At 62.2% G+C, this 22,944-nt stretch carries 27 protein-coding genes; 14 read left to right on the top strand and 13 right to left on the bottom strand.

The window, feature by feature from the left end; genetic code table 11:
- Positions 1 to 38: 38 nt before the first annotated feature.
- Both V6093_RS22035 and V6093_RS22030 read left to right on the top strand, forming a co-directional pair.
- Positions 39 to 386 carry an HPF/RaiA family ribosome-associated protein gene (locus V6093_RS22035; RefSeq protein ID WP_003251689.1) on the top strand — a complete coding sequence of 116 codons (348 nt, stop codon included), beginning with the start codon at positions 39 to 41 and terminating at the stop codon, positions 384 to 386.
- Between the two features lie 121 nt (positions 387 to 507).
- Positions 508 to 798 (top strand): DUF3509 domain-containing protein, encoded by a 291-nt coding sequence (locus tag V6093_RS22030; protein WP_003251688.1) that lies wholly within the window; start codon positions 508 to 510, stop codon positions 796 to 798.
- Between the two features lie 3 nt (positions 799 to 801).
- Here V6093_RS22030 and V6093_RS22025 read toward each other — a convergent pair whose 3' ends face one another.
- Positions 802 to 1,272, bottom strand: coding sequence for a phosphate-starvation-inducible protein PsiE (locus V6093_RS22025; RefSeq protein ID WP_003251685.1), 471 nt, complete (start codon positions 1,270 to 1,272; stop codon positions 802 to 804).
- Positions 1,273 to 1,720: 448 nt separating this feature from the next.
- Here V6093_RS22025 and V6093_RS22020 point away from each other — a divergent pair, with 448 nt between their 5' ends.
- The 3 genes from V6093_RS22020 to V6093_RS22010 all read left to right on the top strand — a co-directional run bounded on the left by V6093_RS22020 (position 1,721) and on the right by V6093_RS22010 (position 2,936).
- Positions 1,721 to 1,963: a hypothetical protein gene (locus V6093_RS22020; protein WP_003251683.1), complete on the top strand. Its 243-nt coding sequence runs from the start codon at positions 1,721 to 1,723 to the stop codon at positions 1,961 to 1,963.
- 92 nt (positions 1,964 to 2,055) lie between these two features.
- The gene (locus V6093_RS22015; RefSeq protein ID WP_003251681.1) at positions 2,056 to 2,319 is read left to right on the top strand and encodes a DUF3077 domain-containing protein; all 264 of its coding nucleotides are present in this window, start codon (positions 2,056 to 2,058) and stop codon (positions 2,317 to 2,319) included.
- A 353-nt stretch (positions 2,320 to 2,672) separates the two neighbouring features.
- Positions 2,673 to 2,936: a YebG family protein gene (locus V6093_RS22010; protein WP_003251679.1), complete on the top strand. Its 264-nt coding sequence runs from the start codon at positions 2,673 to 2,675 to the stop codon at positions 2,934 to 2,936.
- Between the two features lie 58 nt (positions 2,937 to 2,994).
- Here the strand turns inward: V6093_RS22010 and V6093_RS22005 are convergent, their stop codons facing one another.
- Complete coding sequence (locus tag V6093_RS22005) at positions 2,995 to 4,014, bottom strand: Glu/Leu/Phe/Val dehydrogenase dimerization domain-containing protein (RefSeq protein WP_108078939.1); 1,020 nt, start codon at positions 4,012 to 4,014, stop codon at positions 2,995 to 2,997.
- A gap of 124 nt (positions 4,015 to 4,138) precedes the next feature.
- On the opposite strand from V6093_RS22005, the gene V6093_RS22000 reads away from it, so the two are divergent.
- Positions 4,139 to 4,945 (top strand): SirB1 family protein, encoded by an 807-nt coding sequence (locus V6093_RS22000; RefSeq protein WP_004575364.1) that lies wholly within the window; start codon positions 4,139 to 4,141, stop codon positions 4,943 to 4,945.
- Here the strand turns inward: V6093_RS22000 and maiA are convergent.
- Genes maiA through hmgA form a run of 3 tightly spaced genes read right to left on the bottom strand, consistent with a single transcriptional unit; the run spans position 4,939 to position 8,181 of the window.
- A complete protein-coding gene (maiA, locus tag V6093_RS21995) occupies positions 4,939 to 5,571 on the bottom strand; it encodes a maleylacetoacetate isomerase (RefSeq protein ID WP_003251674.1) in 633 nt (210 codons plus the stop codon). The genes V6093_RS22000 and maiA overlap by 7 nt on opposite strands.
- A 12-nt stretch (positions 5,572 to 5,583) precedes the next feature.
- A complete protein-coding gene (gene fahA, locus V6093_RS21990; RefSeq protein WP_014859902.1) occupies positions 5,584 to 6,876 on the bottom strand; it encodes a fumarylacetoacetase in 1,293 nt (430 codons plus the stop codon).
- A gap of 3 nt (positions 6,877 to 6,879) precedes the next feature.
- Complete coding sequence (gene hmgA / locus V6093_RS21985; protein ID WP_003251670.1) at positions 6,880 to 8,181, bottom strand: homogentisate 1,2-dioxygenase; 1,302 nt, start codon at positions 8,179 to 8,181, stop codon at positions 6,880 to 6,882.
- Positions 8,182 to 8,293: 112 nt separating this feature from the next.
- Between hmgA and V6093_RS21980 the strand changes: the two genes are divergently transcribed.
- On the top strand, positions 8,294 to 9,127 hold the full coding sequence (locus V6093_RS21980) for an IclR family transcriptional regulator (RefSeq protein ID WP_003251668.1): 834 nt from the start codon (positions 8,294 to 8,296) through the stop codon (positions 9,125 to 9,127).
- Here the strand turns inward: V6093_RS21980 and V6093_RS21975 are convergent.
- The 4 genes from V6093_RS21975 to V6093_RS21960 form a co-directional block, all read right to left on the bottom strand.
- Positions 9,058 to 12,282: a DUF6543 domain-containing protein gene (locus V6093_RS21975; RefSeq protein WP_265978956.1), complete on the bottom strand. Its 3,225-nt coding sequence runs from the start codon at positions 12,280 to 12,282 to the stop codon at positions 9,058 to 9,060. The two genes, V6093_RS21980 and V6093_RS21975, sit on opposite strands and share 70 nt — an antisense overlap.
- Before the next feature lie 393 nt (positions 12,283 to 12,675).
- Complete coding sequence (locus tag V6093_RS21970; protein WP_003251664.1) at positions 12,676 to 13,581, bottom strand: alpha/beta fold hydrolase; 906 nt, start codon at positions 13,579 to 13,581, stop codon at positions 12,676 to 12,678.
- 176 nt (positions 13,582 to 13,757) lie between these two features.
- Positions 13,758 to 14,444 carry an LrgB family protein gene (locus V6093_RS21965; protein ID WP_003251661.1) on the bottom strand — a complete coding sequence of 229 codons (687 nt, stop codon included), beginning with the start codon at positions 14,442 to 14,444 and terminating at the stop codon, positions 13,758 to 13,760.
- On the bottom strand, positions 14,434 to 14,820 hold the full coding sequence (locus V6093_RS21960) for a CidA/LrgA family protein (RefSeq protein ID WP_265978954.1): 387 nt from the start codon (positions 14,818 to 14,820) through the stop codon (positions 14,434 to 14,436). Before V6093_RS21960 ends, V6093_RS21965 begins: the two co-directional genes overlap by 11 nt.
- A 97-nt stretch (positions 14,821 to 14,917) precedes the next feature.
- Between V6093_RS21960 and V6093_RS21955 the strand changes: the two genes are divergently transcribed.
- Positions 14,918 to 15,799, top strand: coding sequence for a LysR family transcriptional regulator (locus tag V6093_RS21955; RefSeq protein WP_406669621.1), 882 nt, complete (start codon positions 14,918 to 14,920; stop codon positions 15,797 to 15,799).
- A 21-nt stretch (positions 15,800 to 15,820) separates the two neighbouring features.
- Here V6093_RS21955 and V6093_RS21950 read toward each other — a convergent pair whose 3' ends face one another.
- A complete protein-coding gene (locus V6093_RS21950) occupies positions 15,821 to 16,276 on the bottom strand; it encodes a flavodoxin (protein WP_003251656.1) in 456 nt (151 codons plus the stop codon).
- Positions 16,277 to 16,391: 115 nt separating this feature from the next.
- Here V6093_RS21950 and V6093_RS21945 point away from each other — a divergent pair, with 115 nt between their 5' ends.
- On the top strand, positions 16,392 to 16,820 hold the full coding sequence (locus tag V6093_RS21945; RefSeq protein ID WP_003251655.1) for a PAS sensor domain-containing protein: 429 nt from the start codon (positions 16,392 to 16,394) through the stop codon (positions 16,818 to 16,820).
- Positions 16,821 to 16,879: 59 nt separating this feature from the next.
- The gene (locus V6093_RS21940; RefSeq protein WP_060546326.1) at positions 16,880 to 17,497 is read left to right on the top strand and encodes a hypothetical protein; all 618 of its coding nucleotides are present in this window, start codon (positions 16,880 to 16,882) and stop codon (positions 17,495 to 17,497) included.
- Here the strand turns inward: V6093_RS21940 and V6093_RS21935 are convergent.
- Complete coding sequence (locus tag V6093_RS21935) at positions 17,482 to 18,417, bottom strand: MerR family transcriptional regulator (protein ID WP_406669620.1); 936 nt, start codon at positions 18,415 to 18,417, stop codon at positions 17,482 to 17,484. The genes V6093_RS21940 and V6093_RS21935 overlap by 16 nt on opposite strands.
- 220 nt (positions 18,418 to 18,637) lie before the next feature.
- Between V6093_RS21935 and V6093_RS21930 the strand changes: the two genes are divergently transcribed.
- The 4 genes from V6093_RS21930 to V6093_RS21915 are packed head-to-tail and all read left to right on the top strand — an operon-like array spanning position 18,638 to position 20,610.
- Positions 18,638 to 19,198: a hypothetical protein gene (locus V6093_RS21930; protein ID WP_003251651.1), complete on the top strand. Its 561-nt coding sequence runs from the start codon at positions 18,638 to 18,640 to the stop codon at positions 19,196 to 19,198.
- A 33-nt stretch (positions 19,199 to 19,231) separates the two neighbouring features.
- Positions 19,232 to 19,969 carry a dihydromonapterin reductase gene (gene folM, locus V6093_RS21925; protein WP_003251650.1) on the top strand — a complete coding sequence of 246 codons (738 nt, stop codon included), beginning with the start codon at positions 19,232 to 19,234 and terminating at the stop codon, positions 19,967 to 19,969.
- A 9-nt stretch (positions 19,970 to 19,978) separates the two neighbouring features.
- Positions 19,979 to 20,272: a DUF1244 domain-containing protein gene (locus V6093_RS21920; protein WP_003251648.1), complete on the top strand. Its 294-nt coding sequence runs from the start codon at positions 19,979 to 19,981 to the stop codon at positions 20,270 to 20,272.
- On the top strand, positions 20,269 to 20,610 hold the full coding sequence (locus tag V6093_RS21915) for a HopJ type III effector protein (protein ID WP_003251646.1): 342 nt from the start codon (positions 20,269 to 20,271) through the stop codon (positions 20,608 to 20,610). Before V6093_RS21920 ends, V6093_RS21915 begins: the two co-directional genes overlap by 4 nt.
- Before the next feature lie 44 nt (positions 20,611 to 20,654).
- On the opposite strand, the gene V6093_RS21910 is transcribed toward V6093_RS21915, so the two are convergent.
- Positions 20,655 to 21,563, bottom strand: a complete 909-nt coding sequence (locus V6093_RS21910; protein WP_003251644.1) for an alpha/beta fold hydrolase — start codon at positions 21,561 to 21,563, stop codon at positions 20,655 to 20,657.
- Positions 21,564 to 21,706: 143 nt separating this feature from the next.
- Positions 21,707 to 22,918 carry an enoyl-ACP reductase FabV gene (gene fabV, locus V6093_RS21905; protein ID WP_003251642.1) on the bottom strand — a complete coding sequence of 404 codons (1,212 nt, stop codon included), beginning with the start codon at positions 22,916 to 22,918 and terminating at the stop codon, positions 21,707 to 21,709.
- Positions 22,919 to 22,944 lie beyond the last annotated feature (26 nt).

Below are 22,944 nucleotides of genomic sequence, written 5' to 3'. Positions count from 1 at the left end.
CGCGTCTCCATGCGAGCAAGCTGAATAAGGATTGAATCATGCAAATCCAGGTCAACAGCAGCAACGATTTCGACGGTAACGCCCGGCTCGACCAGTGGGTCCGCAGCACACTGCAGAACTCGCTGGAACGTTACGAAGAAGACCTCACCCGCATCGAGGTTCACCTGCGCGACGAGAACGGCGTCAAGCCCGGACCGCATGACAAACGCTGCCAGATGGAGGCTCGCCCGAAAGGCCACCAACCGATTTCCGTGACCCACACCGCCAGTTCGCTGGACCAGGCAGTCGACGGTGCCGCCACCAAGCTCAATCACGCGCTGGAGCACTTCTACGGCAAGCTGCGCAGCAAGCGCGGCGTCTTGGAACTGAGTGACCCGGACGCCTGATCGGCAATGCAAAACGCCCGGCCTTGAGCCGGGCGTTTTCGTTTGTGCCGATCAATGGCGCTGAACCAACGTGCGAACGTCCCGGTCAACCTCTGCATTCACTCAACGCAGAAGCAAGACCATGAACAACCCATTCGAACGAATCAGTGCTGCATTCGCCCCCGAATACCGGGTGAACCTGAGCATTGCAAACCTCGACGGCAGTATCATGCTGACCCTGTCCGACGACGCCGGCGTGGTCGCCAAGCGCCTCATCACCCCGGCCCAACGCAACGACCCGGTGCGCCTGCAACGGGTGATCGACAGCATCCGCCTGGGCCTTGCGATCGAACTCAGCCAGAACCCCCTGCAAGTGCTGGCCGCGCTGACCCGTGACGCCCGCCACGAGCCGCGCCATTTCATTGCCAACTGAGGGCTACTTGCCCTCCTCCACTGCCTTGCCGTTGGCGTCCAGCACCTTGGTCGAGGGGTAGCGGTACGAAGCGTAGCGCACCACCAGGATCGAGAACGCCAGCAGCAGGATGCCGCCGCACAGGTACAACAGCCCTTCATCGGGTGCCTTGTGGTGCGAAACATCGCCGATCAGCAGGCGAGTGAGCGCGGTGATTGCCACGTACAGCAGGAAGCGGATCGGCATGTGGTTGGTCTTGAAGTAGATCCCCACCATCGCCCCCAGCTCCAGGTAGATGAACAACAGCAGGATGTCATCGACACTGATCCCGCCCTTGCCCAGCATGTCCAGGAACGTCACCACCGCCGCGTAGGCGGTGATCGCGCCAATGCCGAACAGCGCCAGGTAATGGAACGCCTCGACGCACAGGTTGCCCAGCGAGTCGGCCGAGCCGTGCAGGCCCTTGCGCAGTTTTTCTGCCCATTTGATGTTCACGATGTTCCATTCCCCGATACGTCTTTAAGGATGATGCGTCGCTGATGTGACGCTTGTGCCATGCAGTTAAAGGGCCAAGCCCCTGTCTTGGAAGGCGACCGATTGCCTCAAGGCACCTTGAGGCGTGGCGCATTGCAAAAAAGCACGCCGTGCTTGGGGAAAAATCAGATTTAACCCCTTCCTTGTAGGGCATTTCCCAAAGATACTCCCTGCCATTGTGGCGTTCGGGCATGCGCACTAGTCTGGGGTCGTCGCTGCCAATCAGCGACCGGCTTTGACAGGCCGCCCTGAACTAACCACATGGCTTTGCCTTTATGGCAGCTGTCATGGGGCACCTCGTGTGCGCCGGCTTTTGGTTCTGTTCACCGGTCTGTCAACCCATGTACAGCTGCCGCCTCATTGTTTGACAGCAGGAGGTGGTGGCCCCAACTTTGAACAGGCCTTCACCATGCTGAAAGTAGTTCCCGATCCACCCCATAACCCCCATTCCCTCGAAGACACCCTGATCCAGGCCACCGACTACGCGTTGTGCGCAGCCACCGTGGTGCATCAGGCGTTGCTGCTTCAGCCCAAGTCACCGGTTTCGATCCTGATGATGACCTCGATGCATGAGCTGGAGGCGCTGCGGGCTCTGCTTGAGTCGGCACTGGTTCAGGTGCAGATGCACGCTGAGCCCAGGACTTCGCACTAAGGCTGGTTAATGTGCCGGGAGGGCCGGCCTCTTCGCGGGCTCGCCCGTGAAACGGGCGGCCAGGCACTCGAGAAACTTCAGGGGATTGAACAATGACAACAGAAGACACCCAATTCACCGTCGGCAAGACCACTTTCTATCAAGGCGAAAACAGCACCCATCCACTGTTCCGCATCGAGCCCGGCATCCCCTGCAGGGACGCCCGCGAGCAGTCGTCGGAATTGATGGGCTATGTGCGTGAATTGACCATCACTGGCCTGATGGAGGAGAAGCCCATGATGATATGGGCCGCCCATTATCTGAGTGCCATGGCCAAGGCGCTGATGGATGATGCCGAGTTGGGCATGAAGCAATGAGGATTTCGCTTCAGGTTGGATGAAGGCCTCTATGTGTTTGCCGCAGCAGTTTCAGCGCCTGTGAGATCGAGCCCCGCCCGCGCGGCGCACCATTGTAGGAGCGGGTTTACCCGCGAATAGGCCGGACCTGCCGGCCAATATCTCCCGGTCATTCACCGTCGCAGCCGCCACCGCATTCGCGGGCAAGCCCGCTCCTACATCTGTTTGGCCAATTGTTCCTGGCAAAGGTGCGCGCGCAGCGCTCGGTCTGTGCCACGCTACAATTTCTGCTTGCGAACCAACCAGCATTGCCATTACTGTATATAGATACAGTAAATCGCAAAGCAACCAGCAAAAAGGCATAGAGGTGATGAATGGCCGTCGAAGTGGTGTACCGCAGCAGCCGCGACCCGGAGCGCTTGTTCATGGATAAGGCCGAAGCAGACCGTCACGACAAAATGCTCGAACTGGCCGAGCGCCTGGCCGAAGTGCTGCACAAGGCGGTGCCGTCGCTGACCGAGCAGCAGGTCGAGGAAGCCGGTATCTACATGGCGAAGAACCGCGATGTGTTCGCCCGGGCGTTCAAAAGCCAGCCGGATGCGTTGGCTGAATTGCTTGAGGGTACTGCTGCCGAATGATATCGCTGGAGGTGTGCGGGTTTACCCGCGAAGTGGCCCACCACGCCATCATCAACCTTCAGCCATACAACAACCGCTCCGCCAACATCTGCGCCACCCTTGCCGGCGAACGCTTCTCCGCCTGCGCATGGCCAAACACTTCGGTCAGGCGTGAAGGGATCCGCGCCAGGTGCGCAGTAATGGTGCGCTGGTCTTCGCCACGGTGGGTGAGTGCCACATAGATCAGCCCACCGGCATTGATCACGTAGTCAGGTGCATACAATATGCCGCGCGACTCCAGCTGGTCTGCCACCTGCAAGGTCGTCAGCTGGTTGTTGGCCGCCCCTGCCACTGCCGCACAACGCAGTTGCATCACGCTCTGCCCGTTCAGTACCGGGCCCACGCCGCAGGGTGCAAAGATATCGCAAGGGGTACTGATCAACGCATCGTTGGTCACCGGTTTGGCATCGAACTGCTCCATCGCCAGCCGCACCCGCCCCGGGTCCAGGTCGCTGACCAGCAGCTCCGCGCCCACCGCATGCAATTGCTCCGCCAGTGCATAACCGACATTGCCCAACCCCTGCACCGCTACCCGCAAGCCTCTCAGGTCATCGCTGCCCAGCCGGAACGAGGTTGTGGCACGTATGCCCGCGAACACACCCATCGCCGCATGTGGCGATGGGTCGCCCGACGCAGTGGTGCTGGTCACGTAGGGCGTGCTGTGGGCAATGCAGTCCATGTCCAAGGTCGAGGTGCCACTGTCCACGGCGATAATGAAGCGGCCATGGAAGGTATCGATGAAGCGGCCAAAGGCCTCGAACAGCGCGGCGCGGTTTTCCACATGCGGGTTGCGCATGATCACCGCTTTGCCACCCCCCATCGGTAAGCCGGCCAGTGCTGCCTTGTAGCTCATGCCCTGGGCCAGGCGAATCGCGTCGGTCATGGCGCTTTCGTCATCGGCGTAAGGCAGGTAGCGGCACCCCCCCATGGCCGGGCCCAAATGCTCACTGTGGATTGCCACAACGGCTTTCAGGCCCGTAGGCGGGTCATTGAACAGGTGCAGTGACTGGGTACGGGTGCTTTGCATCAGCGCGAACATCGACCGGCTCCCCTACGAGGTGCTCCTTCCAGTATAGGCACGGCCTCGGCGTTGACGCCGCCGCCGGACCACTGGACGAAACCACGCGCCACGGCTAATACTCAAACGTGTGTGGAGATACCCCATGAAGCCACGTCAAGCCTGCCTGGCCTGCCTGGAACGCGAGCCTGTCGACCTGCTGGAAGCCGCATTGTGGATTGCTGCCGAGCACGACCCGGGTGTCGAGCCCGCGGCCAGCCTTGCTGCGCTGCACGACCTGCAGCGCGAGATAAGCGCCAACCTGCCGATGCTTCCACTATGCGAACTGGCCCAGCCACTGCTGCGCCAGCTCAATGCGCTGGGCTTTCAGCAGGATGAATATCACCCCTTGCGCCCCCACGCGGCGATGATGGACAAGGTACTGCAGCGCCGCCGCGGCCAACCACTGACCCTGGCCATCCTCGCGTTGGAACTGGCCAGGCGCCTGTCCATACCGCTGGAGGGTGTGGGCTTCCCTGGCCATTTCCTGCTGCGCGTGCCGGGTGCCGACCACCTGCTCGATCCCTGCGGTGGCCGGCGCCTGTACCCCAGCGACTGCCGCGAATTGCTGGCGCGCCAGTTCGGCCCGCACCTGGCGCTGACCGCCGAGCACCTGCGCAGCGCCAGCCCGCTGCAGATGCTGCAACGCCTGTCACGCAACCTGCGCCAACTGCACATCAGTAACGACAACCACCTGGCGGCGTTGATCGACGCAGAGCGCATCATGCAGTTGGGCCCGGTGCAGGTGAGCGACTACATGACCCGCGCCTCGCTCTACCATCATCTGGATTGCCCACAGGCCGAGCGCTTCGACCTGGAGCATGCGTTACTGCTGACGGAAGACCCGGTCCAGCGCCTGAAGCTGTCCGAGCGAATCGGCAAGCTTCCGGCGACGAACCGTTCACTTCACTGAGCCGGGCTGTCCGGCTGCTGGGCGGGGTGGGCCTTGGCGAACGCCGGGTGCGCGGCCGCCAGTGCGGCAACCCGCAGGATGCGCGGGAAGCTGTCGAGGTCGATGTTGAAGCGTTCGGCCGCGTACAACTGCGGGATCAGGTACACATCCGCCAGCCCTGGCGTGTCGCCAAAGCAGAAACCGTGATCGCCAATCAGTTGCTCCACTGCCGCGAGCCCTTGGCTGATCCAGTGGCCGATCCACTGGTTGACCTGCCCCTCATCCTGACCGGCCTGGCGCAGCCGGTTGAGCACACTGACGTTGTGCAGCGGATGAATGTCGCAACCAATGATGGCCGCCACCCCACGTACCTTGGCCCGTGCCTCGGCGGTGGCCGGCAGCAACGCAGGCTGTGGATAAACCTCTTCCAGGTACTCGATGATCGCCGGCGACTGCACCAGCACCTCACCACCGTCGGTGCGCAAGGCCGGTACGCGGCCCTGCGGGTTGACGGCTACATAGCCCTCGCCGCGCTGCTCACCCTGCAGCAGGTTGACCGGCAGGGACTGGTAAGCCAGCCCCTTCAGTGCCAGGGCAATGCGCACCCGGTAGGACGAGGTGGAACGGTAATAGGTGTACAGCTCCATACCCCTGCCTCCTCAGTTGGCTGCGATGACCGTGCCGCGGCATTCACCGAAACCGATGCTGGCTACGCCGTCACGTGTGCAGCGGGCACGCAGGATGATTTCGTCGCCGTCTTCGAGGAATTTGCGCACTTCGCCGCTGGCCAGCTCAACCGGCAGTTTCCCGCCTTCGGTGATCTCCAGCAGGCTACCGAACGATCCCGGCGTGGCGCCCGACAGCGTGCCCGAACCGAACAGGTCACCTGGCTGCAGTTGGCAGCCGTTGACGCTGTGATGCGCCACCAGCTGCGCCACGGTCCAGTACATGCTGCGGGTGTTGCTCAGGGTCAGGCGGTGCGGGGCAATGCCCTGCTCACGCATGCGCTCGGTCAGCAGCAGCACTTCGAGTTCGATATCAAATGCACCACTGGCCTGGTCGCGCTTGTCCAGCAGGTACGACAGCGGCTGCGGGTCACCTTCGGGGCGTGCCGGCTGAGCACAGCGGAACGGCTCCAACGCTTCGGCGGTGACTACCCAAGGCGAAATGGTGGTGATGAAGCTCTTGGACAGGAACGGCCCCAGTGGCTGGTATTCCCAAGCCTGGATATCGCGCGCCGACCAATCGTTGAGCAGGCACAGGCCGGCTACGTGCTCGGCGGCATCGCCTACCGGAATTGCCTGACCCATGTCATTGCCCTGACCAATCCAGATACCCAGTTCCAGTTCGTAGTCCAGACGAGCGCAAGGGCCGAAGCTCGGCTCGGTGTGCCCGGCCGGCAGGGTTTGGCCCTTGGGCCGGCGCACGTCGGTGCCGGACGGGCGGATGGTGGAGGCGCGGCCGTGATAACCGATCGGCACGTACTTGTAGTTGGGCAGCAGTGGGTTGTCGGGGCGGAACAGTTTGCCCACGTTCTTCGCATGCTCGATGCCAACGTAGAAATCGGTGTAGTCACCGATCTGCGCCGGCACGTGCAGCTGGCAGTCACTGGCCAGGAACAACGCCGGCTTCAAGGCCGCCTGGTGTTCGCTGTGCTCACCAAGCAGCACCTGCAAACGCTCGCGCAGGGCTACGCGGGCATTGCGGCCCAAAGCGAAGAAGGCGTTCAAAGCCCCGCCGCGGGTGGCTTCAACGGCGGCCTTGGCCGCCCCGTCGAACAGGCCGGCGGCCAGCACCGCCTCCAGGTCGAGGATCGCGTCGCCGATCGCCACGCCACAGCGCCTGGCTTCACCCGGCCGGCTGAAGATGCCCAAGGGCAGGTTCTGCAGCGGGAAGTCGCTGTGCCCGTTGGCGTGCTCGACCCAACTACGGGCATTGGCAGTGTGGTTCATGGGTTATCTCCGGTTCGGGTTGAAGGTGCTCGGCAAGGTCGCCCAGCAACTATCGTAGTCGGCCTGCAATTGCGGGCATTCAAGGGCTTGCAGGCTCGGGCGCAACACCTGGCTGGTCTCGAACATGAAGGCCATGGTGTTGTCGATCTTGTGCGGTGCCAGGTCAGCGGCAATGGCCTTTTCACAGGTTTCAGCGTCGGGGCCATGGGCACTCATCACCCCGTGCAACGAGGCACCACCCGGCAGGAAGCCCTCGGCCTTGGCGTCGTAGGCGCCATTGATCAGGCCCATGAACTCGTTCATCAGGTTGCGGTGGAACCATGGCGGACGGAAGGTGTTCTCGGCCACCATCCAGCGTGGCGGGAAAATCACGAAGTCCATGTTGGCCATGCCATGCACGCTGGTTGGCGAGGTGAGCACGGTGAAAATCGAGGGGTCCGGGTGGTCGAAGCTGACCGTGCCGATGGTGTTGAAGCGGCGCAGGTCATACTTGTACGGCACGTTGCTGCCATGCCAGGCCACAACGTCCAGTGGCGAGTGCTGCAGCTCGCAAGCCCAGTGTTCACCCAGGAACTTCTGTACCAGTTGCACCGGGCCTTCGGCTTCTTCGTAGTGGGCCACGGGCGTGAGGAAGTCACGGGGGTTGGCCAGGCCGTTGCTGCCGATCGGGCCCAGGTCCGGCAGGCGCAGCGGCGCACCGTGGTTTTCCGCGATATAGCCACGGGCCTGGCCGTCGAGCAGTTCGACGCGGAACTTCATGCCACGTGGGATCACCGCAATTTCCAGCGGTTCGACCTCCATCACGCCCAGTTCGGTGGCGATGCGCAGGCGGCCCTGTTCCGGCACCAGTAGCAGTTCACCGTCTGCGTTGAAGAACACCCGCTCCATGGACCGGTTGGCGCAGTAGATGTAGATGCTCACGCCAGCCGGTTTTTCCGCTGCGGCGTTGGCAGCCATGGGCAGCCAACCTTCGATGAAATCGGTCGGTTCAGCAGGAATCGGCTGCGGGCTCCAGCGCAGGCGGTTGGGGTTGATGCCACCCAGTGGCCCGCCGAGCGGCTGGCGCGCCAGGCGCTCGAAGCGTGGGTGCAAGGCAGAGGGACGAATGCGGTACAGCCAGGTACGGCGCAGCTCGCTGCGGGCCATGGTGAACGCCGTGCCCGACAGCAGCTCGGCATACAGGCCATACGGGGCCTTCTGCGGGGAGTTCTGCCCGACAGGCAGCGCCCCGGGCAATGCTTCGCTGGCGAATTCGTTGCCGAAGCCGCTCAGGTAGTGAAGGTCGGGCGACGTGTCGCGGTTCATCGATGCCTCCGGATTTTGTTTTTATCGTAATCAGATTACGAATAACGTAATTTGCTCCGCTCAAGGCGTCAAGCTATAAAGGCGACACGATAAATCCGGAACCTCCCCTCCCATGGCCAAAGCCAGCTCCCCCACCGACACCGGCAAGCAGAAGGTCCGCTCGGCGGAAGTCGGCACCGACATCCTCAAGGCCCTCGCCGAACTCTCACCCTCGACTTCACTATCACGCCTGGCCGAGCACGTGCAGATGCCTGCAAGCAAAGTGCATCGCTACCTGCAGGCGCTGATTGCGAGTGGTTTTGCCGAACAGGATGCGGCCACCAACCATTACGGACTGGGGCGCGAGGCATTGCGGGTGGGGCTGGCGGCGCTGGGCAGCATCGATGTGCTGAAGGTGGCGGCAATGCCGTTGTCGCAGTTGCGAGATGAGCTCAACGAAAGCTGCTTCATCGCTGTGTGGGGCAACCAGGGGGCCACGGTGGTAAGCATCGAACCTGCCGTGCGCGCAGTCACCGTGGTGACCCAGATCGGTTCGGTGCTGCCGTTGCTCAGCTCGTCCACCGGGCTGGTATTCGCCGCCTACCTGCCCGAGCGAGAAACCCAGGAGCTGCGCGACAGGGAACTGGCCGCTTTGCAACAAACCGCCAGTGACTACGACACACTGCTGGCCGGCATTCGCGAGCAGGGCCTGCACCATGTGCATGGCCTGCTGATGCCGGGGGTGGATGCGCTGTCGGCGCCAGTATTCAACGCCCTGGGGCAGATTGCGGCGGTGATGACTGTGGTCGGGCCGACGTCGATCTTCCATGCCGATGAACATGGGCCGGCGGCGCAGCGCCTGCTCACGGCCGCACGAACCGTGAGCTGGCGCATGGGTTACGCGGGCAACCCACACTGCGCTTCGACGTCTTGTGTTTCCTCCTCGACGAGCCAGAGCAGTTCCTGAGAGAAGCCGTCATAAAGGGCGGGTGCCACCTCGCTCACCAAATCGCCGTAGTCATCGCATAGCCGCCCGATCACACGCGAGAAGGCCGTGGGCTGCGACACCTCTGCCCGGGAAAGTACGGTGATGTATTTCTGCGCGGCACCGAACAGCCGCGCCAAAACCCCCGTGGAGGCCACCGTTCCTGCAACCCCCGCCGCGAACGACAGCAAGGCGGCGGAACGGTCGCCATCGCTCCACGCGATGGCCCCGGTGACAAAGGACCTGGCCGCACAGAACAGCCCGACGGCCATAGCCGCCGGCGGAAACGGCACGGTGAGGATGCCGGCCAGTACGATCCCCCACTCCACCACCACGGCCGAAATACGCTCGGCAGCGTCGGCGCTGTCTTCAGCGGCTTCGTTGATCATCCGCCTGATACGTTTCTCCAGGTCCTGGACAGGATCCCCGATACGCCCGGTCTCCCCTATCGGCGGCCGCACGCCCCTGCCTCGGGCAACGGCGTCCAGCACCAGCTCAATGCCATCCCCGGCGCGCAGTTGCTCTTCGATCCATGCGTTCAAGCGCGACTGGTTCGATAACGGCACGCGGTCTTGGCAATAACCTGCCAAGTCGTGCTCACGCCAAGTCCTTGCCAGCTCGCTGAGGGTCCGCAGCGTGGGGCCTTGCTCGATTTCTGGCAGATAGACCAAGGGCTCAAGCTCGCGGTCACGAGCATGCTTCAGCAGGTAGGCACCTTGAACAGGGCAATCGTCTATCCACAACGGATAAAGGTTGCACGTCGCGTCGATCGAGGTTCCCGAAAAAGTGTCGATCACCGATTCCAGCCACTGCGCATGGCGGCCCGACAAGCTTCCCTGAAGTTTCTCGCTGAGCACGGCACGCCTGATCTTCAACGCAAAGAGCGTGCGATAACACTGCCTGAGCCTTTCATATTCCGGCCTGGAGCGGTCGAGTAACTGCGCTTTCACTTCTTCGATGTACTTGTTGCCCAGGTCGGCAGCACGAATGTAGCTCCCCAGCAGCGCCGGGCTCAGGTGCGAGATATCCTGGCCGGTAGCCGAGGTGATGCGGGCAAAGTCGGAGAAATTGTAATACGTGGGATAACCTTTGATGACAGTCTGTGTCAGTGTGCGAATGGCATCCTCTTCCAGCGTTATCAATACCTGATCCGGGTTGATTGGGCCGCCGCGATTGCCCGGGTATGAGTTGATCTTTTCCGTCACCTGTCGATGGGCGAAGGTGCGAAAACTCGGCATCTTCATCAGCGACTGGTACCTGGCCTGCGCAAGCTTGAGCAGTTGATCGATATCAACCAGTGCCTGCTGCTCGGCACGACTGGCGTTGATGAACCAGCTTGGCGTGGTGGCCTGTTGATCCTCGATCAGGGCAATGATCTTGCGCCTGGCCAGAGCTTTGAGCACAGCCGGCCACTGCTGCGACTTGATCGGCGCGAGCGTCACGCTGTGCATGGTCCAGTCGGTGGGTAGCATCTCGACCTTGCGCAAATGGCGCTTGAGCGAATCATGCTGGGCCCGCGAGCATTGCCCCAGCAGGTACTCACTGCCTACCGGCCACAAGGTCCAGCTACCGATTTCGAGCGCCATTTCCTGGAGTGAATCGAAAAGATGAAAATCGCCTCCGGGTGCTCCAGGGGCGTAGAGCAAGTACTGATCGCCCTGCACCAGACACAGCAGATCCTTCAAGGGCGTTTGCGCACCATTGAGGCAAACCAGGCCGGCGCTGATGGCATTGGCCTGCATGTTCCCCTGGCGTGCGTGGTGCAGCAGATCGAACCCAGCCGGGTGAAACCCTTGATGACGAGCGGCCTGATTGGCCAGCGCCAGCCGCGCATCAAGCACCTCGCACAGTGCGGCCATGGTCAAAGCGTCGTCATAGAGCGTACGGATCTGTTTGACGTAGTTCACGCGCAAATCCAGTTTTTCGATCACGCTCTGGATAGAGGTACTCCCCAACAATGAACGGTGCCGCTCCCCCAGGACTTCGACCTTGAGCTGGCCCCCGCTGTAGCCACCACTCAACGCCCAATCGAGCAGGGTGTGTTTCATCACCTGCTCAGGGTCATCGACGTGACTGACACACACGCGTACCTGCTCGGGGTCGATATCCAGGCCAAGGGCTTGCTTGACCTGTTTCTTGGCGAAGCTGCGCAGGTCGCGCCATTGCGCCAGACGCTCGGTGCAACGCTGCTCCTTCACCTGCAGGTCATCTTCCAGTTGTCGATAGGCTTGCAGTTCCTCGCCCTGCATGAATCGCCGCCATTCGGGAAGCAGGCTGGTGCGGTACGCTCGCACATGCCGCGTCGCACGTTTCTGCAGCGCAGCCACCAGAGGCTCAAGCCGAGCCGCACTGTCGAGCTGGGCCAGACGCCGCGCGTCATCGACCTTGATCCGCAGGCTGCGCTGGGTGGCCTTAAGCTGGATAGCCCGCAGATCACGGATGAAATACCTGTGAAGTGGTACTTGCAGCGGCACGAAATCGAGTGTCAAACCCTCTGTAGACAACGCCGCCCGCTCTTGCGAAGACAACAGCCAACGCAACGGGCTGCCTTCAGCAAAGGCTGGGGCGAGTGCGCTGGCTGCGCGCGCGCGTTCAGTGTCGAACCAGCAACCGCTGGCCAAGCTGTAAATCAGAAAATCCGCAGGTGCGTCCGGGTTCTGTTCGAGGTCATGACGGCTGGCAACGACACCCGGCAAGCGAAAGCGCAAATCTCCGGCAACCAGATACACCTCATGCTTGTTTATGTCCCCGTCCTGCTCAAGGGCCTCGATACCGGCTTCCCAGGCCTTGAACGTAAGAGCCTTGAGGCGCGTTTCAGCAAACATCAGCTGGATCAAATGGGACGCCAGGGTAAGTGGTTTCAAACTTAATCTGGACTGTTGCTCCCACCACTGGTCAAGAACCGCCTGCCTTTGCGGCACAAGCGACTCGACAACCGCCAACGGCAAACGCTTCTGCTCGGTGAACTGTTGTCGATGCGCCTCCGGTATCAGGCTGCCCAATTGCGCAACCGCAGCCATCAGCTGTTGCAGCTCCTGGGCGTGGGCCATCATGGCCTTCACCTGTTCTTTCACAGAGCGTGCACCTGGGCACCCTTCACCGAAATCGGGGCTGCCGAGATTGAAATCGAAAGACATGAACTGCGCTCCAAAATACAAGGAGGCAGCAGAGTGAACGGACGATAAAGGCAATAGCGCAGGGAAGCTTACCCCGCACTTGGCACTGTTGCCTGAAACGTAAAGGTGAATGTCGGCAGAAGCTATTTTTCCTAACGGATCAAGCGCTTATTCTTGACTCACTGGCCGGCTTGAAGGGCTCTCCCCCCCCGCCTTTCAAGCCTGCGAGGTTCACCGACGTAGATTTTGAAGCTCCTTGATCTGACGTCTCGATTGGCCGCTGCGGCTTGCAGCGGCCTTTTTTTTGAAATCTGAAAATGCATCCTGGCGGTCAGGTGACCGTCAAGACTTTCAGCGCCGTTGAGATCGGGCGCCGCCCGGACGGCGCCCGACCTCATCGGCGCTGAAACCTCGTCATGACCACGCCACTTTCGGCGGGTAGAAGCTCAGCGGCTGCTCACGAAAGGCCAGGTAGTGGCGCAGCACCTGCACTGGCGCTTCGGTATGCGGGTAATGGCCAATGCCCAGTAACTGCACAGTGTCCGGCTCCGGCACCAGTTGCCGGTAGCGCTCAAGCATGTGCGCGCCGGAAAGCGGGTCGACCACGCCATTGATCAAGCGCAGCGGCACGCCTTTACGTTGCATCGCCCCGACCCAGCGTTCGCGGTGCAACCTGCGCTCCGGCATGTAGCCCACCAGCTTGTGCAGGATGCGCGTGCCCCGGTTGGCAGCGATCAGGCTCCAGAAATCATCCAGCGCGCTTTCACTGGGATGGGTGCAGGGGCCGTAGACCTGAATCACGTTACGCACCAGGTCGTCACGCCCGAACGAGCGCCCGACCAGCCAGCCAAACCGGCTGAGCAGCAGCTTCTGGATCAGTAGCATGCGGCAGCTTTCGGGGAACAGCCCGCTGTTGAGGAACACGCAACTGGCAATGTCGGCACGCTGCTCATGGTGTCGCGCCAGCAGTTCCTGAGCCACGCTGCCGCCGTAGTCGTGGGCCAACAGGTGCACGGGCTGCGCGACCTGCAGATGGGCAAGCAATGCCTGCTGCAGGTCTGCTTGCTCCATCAGGCTGTAAGTGTGATCGACGGGCTTGTCCGAATCACCAAAGCCAAGCATGTCGCAAGCGATCACCCGGAAACGTTGGCTCAGAGGGCCCCACAGGTAGTGCCAGTCCCAACTGGCGGTGGGGAAACCGTGTAACAGAAGCAGAGGCTCTCCTTGCCCTGCGGTCCAGTAGCGGATGCTCTGGCCCCGGAACATGAAACGCTGTGACCGGGTACGCCAGACGCACAATGGAATCTCGGCCATAGGCATCAGATGGGTCCCGGTGTAGTGGTGTTGGCGGAATAGGGCAAGGCTGCGTTCATTGCATGTCACCTCGGCACTTACATGTGCTCTCTATGTCGAGGCAAAGTCTAGCCAGCAGCCCATTGGCTGGAACTTGCGTTGCCAGCCAGCTTGATGACTGAGCGAGTCAGTGGCACGAACGGTCAGAGCAGCAAGGCCAACAACGGCGCCGCGAACAGGTTGAGCAGCCCGGTCAGGACCATCACCAGGCCGGCCACCGAGCCTTCCTCACGGCCCACTTCCTGCGCCCGGCTGACCCCGGCACCATGAGCGCCAACACCGAACAGCGCCCCCCGTGCCAACGGCGTGCGCAGCGGCAACCAACGCAACAGCACACCGCCGAACATGGCACCGAGCACGCCGGTGAACATCACGAACACCGCTGTCAGTTCTGGCACCCCACCCAAGTCATGGGCCAGCGGCATGGCAAAGGGCGTGGTGATCGAGCGCGGCACCAGCGACAGGCTGGTTGCGCTGTCCAGCGCCAACAGGTGCGCCAGCCCCCAGGAGCTGGCGATCGAGGCACTGCTGCCGGCTACCATGCCCACCATCAGGGCCGGCCAATGGCGCGCCAGCATGGCCCGCTGCTGCCAGATCGGCACTGCGAAGGCTACGGTCACCGGGCCGAGCACGCCCATCAACCAGTGGGTGTTGCGCGCATACTCGGCATAGGCCGTATGCAGCGGCACGGCCACAGCCAGCAGCAACACCGGTACCAGGATCAACGGCGACAGCAGGTAGCGCTTGCTACGCCGGTACAACCAACGGCTACCCAGGTAAGCCAGCAAGGTCAAGGCCAACCAGAACAGCGGCATGGGTTCAAGGCTCACGGCGCAGCCTCCAGCGGCACACCAGCTCCACGGTCATGGCGGTCACTACCATCACCATCAGCGTGCTCACGGCAATCACCAGCAAGATGCGCCAGCCCTCTTCACGGATCAATGCGCCATAGTCGAGCAGGCTCATCAGCGCCGGGATGAAGAACAACAGCATCTCAGCCATCAGCCAGCCGGCCCCCAATTGCAGCATGGCCGGTTTGAGCACACCCGAAGCGAACAGTATCAACAGCAGTGCCAGGCCCATCACACCGCCGGGGATCGGCCAGCCCAGCCAACTGGCAATCTGGCCACCGAGCAGGAACAGGGTACAGAGAACCGCCAGCTCGACGAGCAGGCGCAGGGCTTTTTTCAATGATGCAGGTTTCATGGCGGGGTTCCTCGACAGGCCCTCATTTTAAGATTTGGCTGCCTAGGCCAGAAGCGAATTGTTAGACTGCCTGCCATTCCAGAATGGAATCGAAGCAATGGAATTCAAACAGCTGCGCAGCTTTATCGAAGTGGTCCACCGCGGCGGTTTTACCCAGGCGGCACAGACCCTGCACATCAGCCAGTCGGCAGTGAGCAAGCAGGTGGCCCAGCTTGAGCAAGATGTGGGCCAGCCGCTGCTGGAGCGCCAGGCGTCGCACCTGCACCTGACCGCTGCCGGGCGCATCGTGCTGGAGCGTGGCGAAGCCCTGCTGCGCCAGCGCCAGGCGCTGCTCAACGAGCTGGACGACCTCAGCCAGATGGAGCGTGGCGAACTACGCCTGGGCTTGCCGATGCTTGGCAGCGACACGTTGTTCGCCGGCTTGTTCGCCGAGTACCGGCGGCGCCATCCGAACATCGCCATCCAGCTGCTTGAAGGCGGCAGCCGCAACGTCGAACAGGCCGTCAGAAGTGGCGAACTGGAATTGGGCGGCTGCTTGACGCCCACCGACGAGGCATTCGACTACCAGCCCTTCTGCAACGAACCGCTGGATGCCTTGCTGCCGGCTGGCCATGCCCTGGCGGGCCTGGACGCCGTGGGCCTGGGGCAACTGGCCGATACACCGTTCCTGCTGTACCAGCGCAGTTTCGTGCTCAACGACCGGCTGCTGAAGGCGTGCCAGCAGCAGGGCTTCACCCCCAAGGAAGGCGGGCGCAGCGGCCAGGCGGATTTTTTGGCGGCGCTGGTGGCGGCGGGCCAGGGCGTGGTGATGCTGCCCCGGGTGGTGGCAAAAGCGCTGGAGCGCCCCGGTGTGGTGCGTGTGCCGTTGCATGCGCAGGAGGATTTGCGTTGGGATATCGCGTTTATCTGGCGACGCGGTGCCTACCTGTCACGGGCGGCGCAGGCGTGGTTGGACTTGTTGCGCGAGCCCCATGGCTAACACGCCTGCGCAGATGCCAGGTCAGGCGTTCAGTGCGCTCGCCAACTCAGCCAGCCAAGGCTCGGCATCCGCCTCCGGGGTCACGGTCTCGCTCGCATCCAGGCGCAGCATTGGCTGCACCTCGCGCACGCCCAGCTCGGCGAACAGCTCACGCATCTGCTCGCCACCCCCGCAATAGGTATCGCCATAACTGGAGTCGCCCAGCGCGATCACCGCACCAGGCAGGCCGCGCCAGGCCGCGGGCAGTGTGTCACGAAGTGTGCTGTACAGCGGCATGAGGTTGTCCGGCAACTCACCCATACCGGTGGTCGAGGTCACGGCCAACAAGGCGTCGGGGGCAAAACCCTGAAGATCCTGAAGGGTGGCACGTGCAGCATGCCAGGCCTCGAAACCCGCCGCCTTGAGTAGCGATTCAGCGTGACGGGCGACTTCTTCGGCGGTGCCATAGACCGAGCCGGAAATAATGGCGACTTTCATCGGGTAGAGGATTCCGAAACTGAGTGAAAACGTAGGATACTAGCATTCAACGCTGGCAAAAGGCCGCCGTTACCAAAGTCGCCATCTTCCGTTTTCCTTCACCTATGGCCCGGACATGATCAACGCGCAATTGCTGCAATCGATGGTCGATGCGTCCAATGACGGCATCGTGGTTGCCGAAAAGGAAGGCGACGACACTATCCTGATCTACGTGAACGCCGCTTTCGAATGCCTCACTGGCTACAGCCGTGACGAGATTCTCTATCAGGATTGCCGGTTCCTGCAGGCTGACGACCGTGACCAACTTGGCCGCGCACGCATCCGCAAGGCCATGGCCGAAGGCCGCCCCTGCCGCGAAGTACTGCGCAACTATCGCAAGGATGGCAGCGCCTTCTGGAACGAGCTGTCGATCACGCCGGTAAAGAGCGACTTCGACCAGCGCACCTACTTCATCGGCATCCAGAAGGACGTCAGCCGCCAGGTCGAACTGGAACGGGAGCTGGCGGAACTGCGCGCTCGTCCGAAACCCGACGAACGCGCCTGAACCAAGTCCGCCACGCACGGTCAATTCCGTTGAAGAAATCGCCACCACCGAGTTCGATCATGCAAGCAGACGCGCTCCTGACCCAGGACGAGCTGGATTTCATACAGAACATGCAGCATTCGCCACAACTGAACCTGGCTGACACCATGTCGAGCCTGCTGGTCAATGGCGACCGCCGCATTCAAAGCTTGCTTACGCGGCTGGTGGCTAACGAGCAGGTGACCTTGCAGGCCCAGTTCAACAACCAGCAGATCAGTTTCCCGCTGCAGCTGGTAGAGGACGAGTTCCACGCCCTGCACCTGCAGCTGGGTTCACCGGAAATCTACGAAGACGGCCCCATGCTGCGCCCATGGCGCTTGTCGCTCGACCAGCCCAGCGCTCTGCTCAACGCCCATGACGAGGCAAGCGGCCTGTGGGTGCGCGAGATTTCCTTCAAAGGCGTGCTGCTGGAAGTCCGTGATTTGCCAACAGCACCCGCCCGCTTCGAGCTGCGCTTCGCCCCGGGCGGCATCACCCCGATCGAACTGCATGGTGTGTTGGGCCGGCGCATCGGCACGGACCTGGCTGCCTACGACCTCGGCCAAAGCCCAGCCGAAGAAATCGAACGCCTGCGCGACTACATCCTCCAGGCCCACCGCCACGCCCACCCTGAGCTGCACACTCAAGTATCGAGCTGACGGGCCAGAAACTGCCGCAAGCGCTGGCGCATCACACTGCCCTGCGCGCCCAGGCAGGCTACAGGGCTGCCAGCCAGGCTGTCCTGTACCGCTTCCGCCGCCTCACCGGCCAGTAACAACGGGCATTCCAGCATCGACGCCAGGCGCTTGAGGTGCCGGGTGAGTTCTACTGTGGGCGACGGATGGGAAAACAGCACCAAGGCGTCCGGCTTCAGCCGTTCGCAGACCAGCGCAAGCTCTTGCAGCGGCTGCCCGTTCGCCAGCGGGATCACGCGTATTTCATCGCTACCCAGGATCAGACTGGTTACCAGTAACTCAAGCTCATGGCACTGCCCCGGCAATGGCGCCACCAGCACGGTGCGGCTACTCGGCACACGGGCCAGCTGCAAGCGGGCGAAAACCCGACCGCGCAGGAACTGATCATAGAACAGCCATTCGCTGGCCTGCCCATAGCCGCCTTGCCGGACTACCATGTCATGCCACACCGGCATGAACACATTGGCGAAAACCTGGTCCAGGGTGCTGGCCGCGAACACCTCGTCATAAAGGCGATCCAGGCCCGCCACGTCGAAGTGCTGTACCGCCAGGCGAATCTGGTTGTGCCAGCGCAAGCAGGGGTCCACCGCGCCGCCAGCCTGCCCGGAGAGGGCATGGCCGCGAGCGAGAATGCTGCCCACCTTGCTGACCGCCACGCCACGCTCCAGCCAGCCGAGGATACGGCGGATTTCATCGATATCAGCCTGGGAATACAGGCGGTGACCACTGTCGGTACGGATGGGCTGGATCAGCCCATAACGGCGTTCCCAGGCACGAAGGGTCACGGCGTTGACACCGGTCAAGCGTGACACTTCACGAATCGGAAACAGCTCCTGCTGCTCGAAACTCGCATCGATCACCGGTTTACGTCCCTGTTCGTTCATGTGCACGAAGTACCCTGAGTGCGAAGAAACTGAGCACATAGCTTACTACGACTGTATCGGTCTGTTGGTGCCACCGTTTGCCAGCTGAAAGTTGCCGAAGATCGCAACTGCGCGATAATGCGTGCCCGATTCTTGCATGCACGACTGCGTCGCCCACCACCCCGGGCCACACAGCCAAAAGGGCCAGCTACCCGCCAGCCCCGTTGCCAGGAGATACACAATGTCTACCCCACCCGTCACCCTCATGGTGTCGCGCCGCGCCGCCCATGGCCGCTACCAGGACCTGCTGGCCTGGCTGCACGAAGGCGAACAGCTGGCCACCGACTTCCCTGGCTACCTCGGCTCGGGCATCCTCGCCCCGCCCCGGGATGGCGACGAATTTCAGATCATCTTCCGCTTCAGCGACGAGCCGACCCTGCATGCCTGGGAGCACTCCGCCTCGCGTCGCGCATGGTTACAACGCGGCAACGGTCTGTTCGAGCGCCCCAAAGAGGCGCGCGTTAGCGGTATCGACGACTGGTTCGGCACCAACAGGGTGCAAAAACCGCCACGCTGGAAGCAGGCCGTGGCCATCTGGCTGGCGTTTTTCCCTGTCTCGCTGGCCTTCAACCTGGTGTTCGGCCACTGGTTGACGGCACTCGACCTCGTGCCCCGGGTACTGCTCAGCACCCTGGCCCTGACGCCGGTGATGGTGTACCTGTTCATCCCGCTGTCCACCCGCCTGCTGGCCAGTTGGCTACAGGCCTCCCCGCCCGCTGCTGGCGCCTTGCGCAGCCGCTGAGGCCAGGCCATACAACAGGTAAACAGTTCGGGTATGCTGGGTGGCAATCAAAGGACAGACAAGTTGACCACCCCGAACATGAACAGCCCCATTCTCGTTACCGGAGCCAGCCAGCGTGTCGGGCTGGCCCTGGCCCTCGAACTGGCACAGGCCGGCCATACGGTGGTCAGTGCCAGCCGCAGCATCCAGCCGCAGGCAGCCCACCCCAACATCGTGCAGTTTCAGGCCGACCTGTGCCAGGCGGGCGACCGCCAGGCGCTGATCGATCACCTGCACGATCGTTACGACGGACTGCGCGCCATCATCCACAATGCTTCGCTATGGCTCGACGACGGCCTCGACAACCTCGAGACCATGTTCCGCCTGCACGTCGAAGCGCCCTACCACCTCAACCTGGCCCTGGGCGACCTGCTGGCCAAGGTGGAAAAGGCCGACATCATTCACATCTGCGACGAAACCTCTTCGCGCGGCAGTAAAAGCCACATCGGCTACGCCGCCACCAAGGCCGCACTGCAGAACATGGTGCTGTCATTCGCCGAAAAATATGCGCCCAAGGTGCGTGTGAACGGTATCCTGCCCGGGCTGCTGATCCTCAAGGAAGGGGGTGACGAAGCCTACCGCCAGCAAACCCTGAAAAAGGCCCTGCTGGAATTCGAACCCGGCGCCGGCCCGCTGATCGAGACCGTCAAGTACCTGCTCGCCAGCCAGTACAGCACCGGCAGCCAGGTGGTCATCAACGGTGGCCGCCACCTGAAGAACCGCATGACTTGAGAGAAGACCATGACCCCACAACAACAGCTCGAGCTCGAGGCCGCCGCGTTCCGGCGCCTGGTCGAACACCTGCAAAAGCGCACCGATGTACAGAACATCGACCTGATGAACCTGTCCGGTTTCTGCCGCAACTGCCTGTCCAAGTGGTACAAGGCCGCCGCTGACGAGCGTCAGCTGGACCTGAGCCTGGATGATGCCCGCGAAGCGGTGTACGGCATGCCCTACGCCGAGTGGAAAGCCCAATACCAGAAAGAAGCCAGCGCCGAACAACAAGCGGCGTTCGAAAAAGGAAAAACCTCGTGACTGACCTGAATACCCTGCGCGCAAGCCTGGCCAGCGGCCAACATGTATTTGCCGATACCTTGGCGTTCATTGCCGACAACTACAGCTACCAGCCGCAGGCCTTCAACAACGGCGGCGTGGAGAATGCGGCAGGGCAGAACGAAGGTTCGTGCAAAACCCTGGGCCTGGCCTTGCTTGAAGGGCTGAGCGACCAGGAAGCGCTGCTGGCCTTCGGCGAGCACTACCGTGATGTGGTGGCCACGCCTGAGGGTAGCGACCATGGCAACATCCGTGCGCTGATCAAACACGGTCTGGCGGGTGTGAAGTTTGCTGCGCAGCCGCTTGCGCGCAAGGCTTGATATTGCCGGGGCCGCTTTGCGGCCCCACGATCCTGCGCCCACCATCAATCGATAATGGTGCCAGGCCCCCCACCTTCCAGCCTCCCCTGCCGCAACCACTGCAAGGCCACCGGCCACAGGTTTTCGCGAAACCGGTCATGGAAGAACGCGAAATGGCCAATTTCCTCGACCGAGATATCCACAGGCGCAATGCGCAGGTGCTGGCGCTCGGCACTTTGCAGATAACCCAACAAACGCTCGGTTGCCGCTACGGTCCCGAAGGGGTCGTCCGTCAGACTGATGGCCAGCGTCTTCGCACGCACCTGGGCGAACGGTAGCGCCGCCAACGCCCGCCCGCTGGGGCGGTGCTCATAACGTGGGGTACGCGTGGTCCAGTCGTGCACCACGCCGGATGGCGTGTCTTCCAGCCAACCCAGGCGCTTGCCGGGAAAGTAGCCGAATACCCGGGTCAACAGCGGCATGACCACATGCCACTTGCCGAACAGCTGCCAGCGCTGGTTGGCCGCGTAGTCGCGCCAGTAGGCGAACTGCGCGCCAACCATCACGACCCGACGGATCTGGCCAGCCGACGGTGCCAGGCCTACTGCACAACCGCCGAAACTGTGCCCCACCACGTCCACCGGCTGATCTGGGAAATGCGCTGCCGCATGCGCCAGCATGGCTTCAAAATCCAGCCGGCCCCAGTCGCTCCAGGAGGCCTGGAAACCACGCAGCGACGCCGGCCGGGATTCGCCGATGCCACGGTAGTCGTAGGTCAGCACATCGCAGCCGTGGGCGAACAGGTAGTCGGCAAAGCGGGCGTAATAGCGGCAGCGTACCGACGTGGCAGCGTTGATGATCACCAGCGGGCGCTGGGGGTCAGGTTGGGCGTGGCGCCAGCAGAAGCCGCCGAGGCTGTATCCGTCGGCCGCGGGGTGGCGAAATGGGGTAGCGGGTTGGATGAGGCTACTCATGGCGCATTTCCTGTTGTTGTGCGCCAAAACTAGCAAAGATTTTGTAGCTTGTACTGGCCTCTTCGCGGGTGAACCCGCTCCTACAGGGGGAGAACCTGTGGGAGCGGGCTTGCCCGCGAAGAGGCCGGTACAGGCTTACCCGATTACAGCTCGACGCAGTCGAACTTCACATCGGTGGCCACGTCTTCGTCGTAGTTGACGTCAGCGCGCTCGAAGCCGAACAGGTTGAGGAACTGCTTCTTGTAACCGGCGTAGTCAGTCAGCTCGAACAGGTTCTCGGTGGTCACCTGTGGCCACAGGGCCTTGCAGGCGTTTTGCACGTCGTCACGCAGTTCCCAGTCGTCCAGGCGCAGGCGCCCCTTCTCGTCGACCTCTGCCGGCGCACCGTCGGTACGGTACATACGGTCGCGGTACATGCGGTCGAGCTGGTCCTGGGTGCCTTCGTGAACACCTTTCTCCTGCATGATCTTGAAGACCATCGACAGGTACAGTGGCATCACCGGGATGGCCGAGCTGGCCTGGGTAACCACCGACTTGAGCACCGCCACATTGGCGCCGCCTTTCACTTCACCGGCCAGCTTCTGGTTCAGACGCAGGGCAGTTTCGTCCAGGTCCTGCTTGGCCTGGCCCAGTGCACCGTGCCAGTAGATCGGCCAGGTGATATCGCTGCCGATATAGCTGAAGGCCACGGTGCGAGCGCCTTCGGCCAGTACATTGGCGCCAGCCAGCGCATCGATCCACAGCTGCCAGTCCTGGCCACCCATGACGGTGACGGTATCGGCAATTTCCTGCTCGGTGGCCGGCTCGATGCTGGCCTCGATGATGGTGTCCTTGTTGGTGTCGATGGCGGTCGACTTGTATGGCTGGCCGATCGGCTTGAGTGCCGAGCGAATGACTTCACCGGTCTGCGGCAGCTTGCGCACGGGCGAAGCCAGCGAGTAGATGACCAGGTCGACCTTGCCACCCATTTCGTTCTTGATCAGCTCGATGACCTTGGCGCGGGCTTCGTCAGAGAAGGCGTCACCGTTGATCGACTTGCTGTACAGGCCCTCGGCCTTGGCGAACTTGTCGAAGGCGGCAGCGTTGTACCAGCCAGCAGTGCCGGCCTTGGTCTCGGTGCCTGGTTTTTCGAAGAACACGCCCAAGGTGTCGGCCTTGAAGCCGAAGGCCGCCGTGATGCGGGCAGCCAGGCCGTAGCCGCTGGAAGCACCGATGACCAGGACCTTCTTCGGGCCATCCTCGCGTACGCCCAGCTTGCGGGTGGCTTCGATCTGGTCACGGACGTTGAGCTCGCAGCCCTTCGGGTGAGTCGTGGTGCAGATGAAACCGCGAACCTTAGGATGAATGATGGCCAATGTCTGTACCTCGTCAGGTTTATGCC

Source organism: Pseudomonas putida group bacterium ESBL64, assembly GCF_045277175.1.
In the GTDB taxonomy this organism is placed as follows: Bacteria; Pseudomonadota; Gammaproteobacteria; order Pseudomonadales; family Pseudomonadaceae; genus Aquipseudomonas; species Aquipseudomonas alloputida.
Note: the sequence above shows the minus strand (reverse complement) of the source record. Positions and strands in the feature narration are given on the sequence as shown.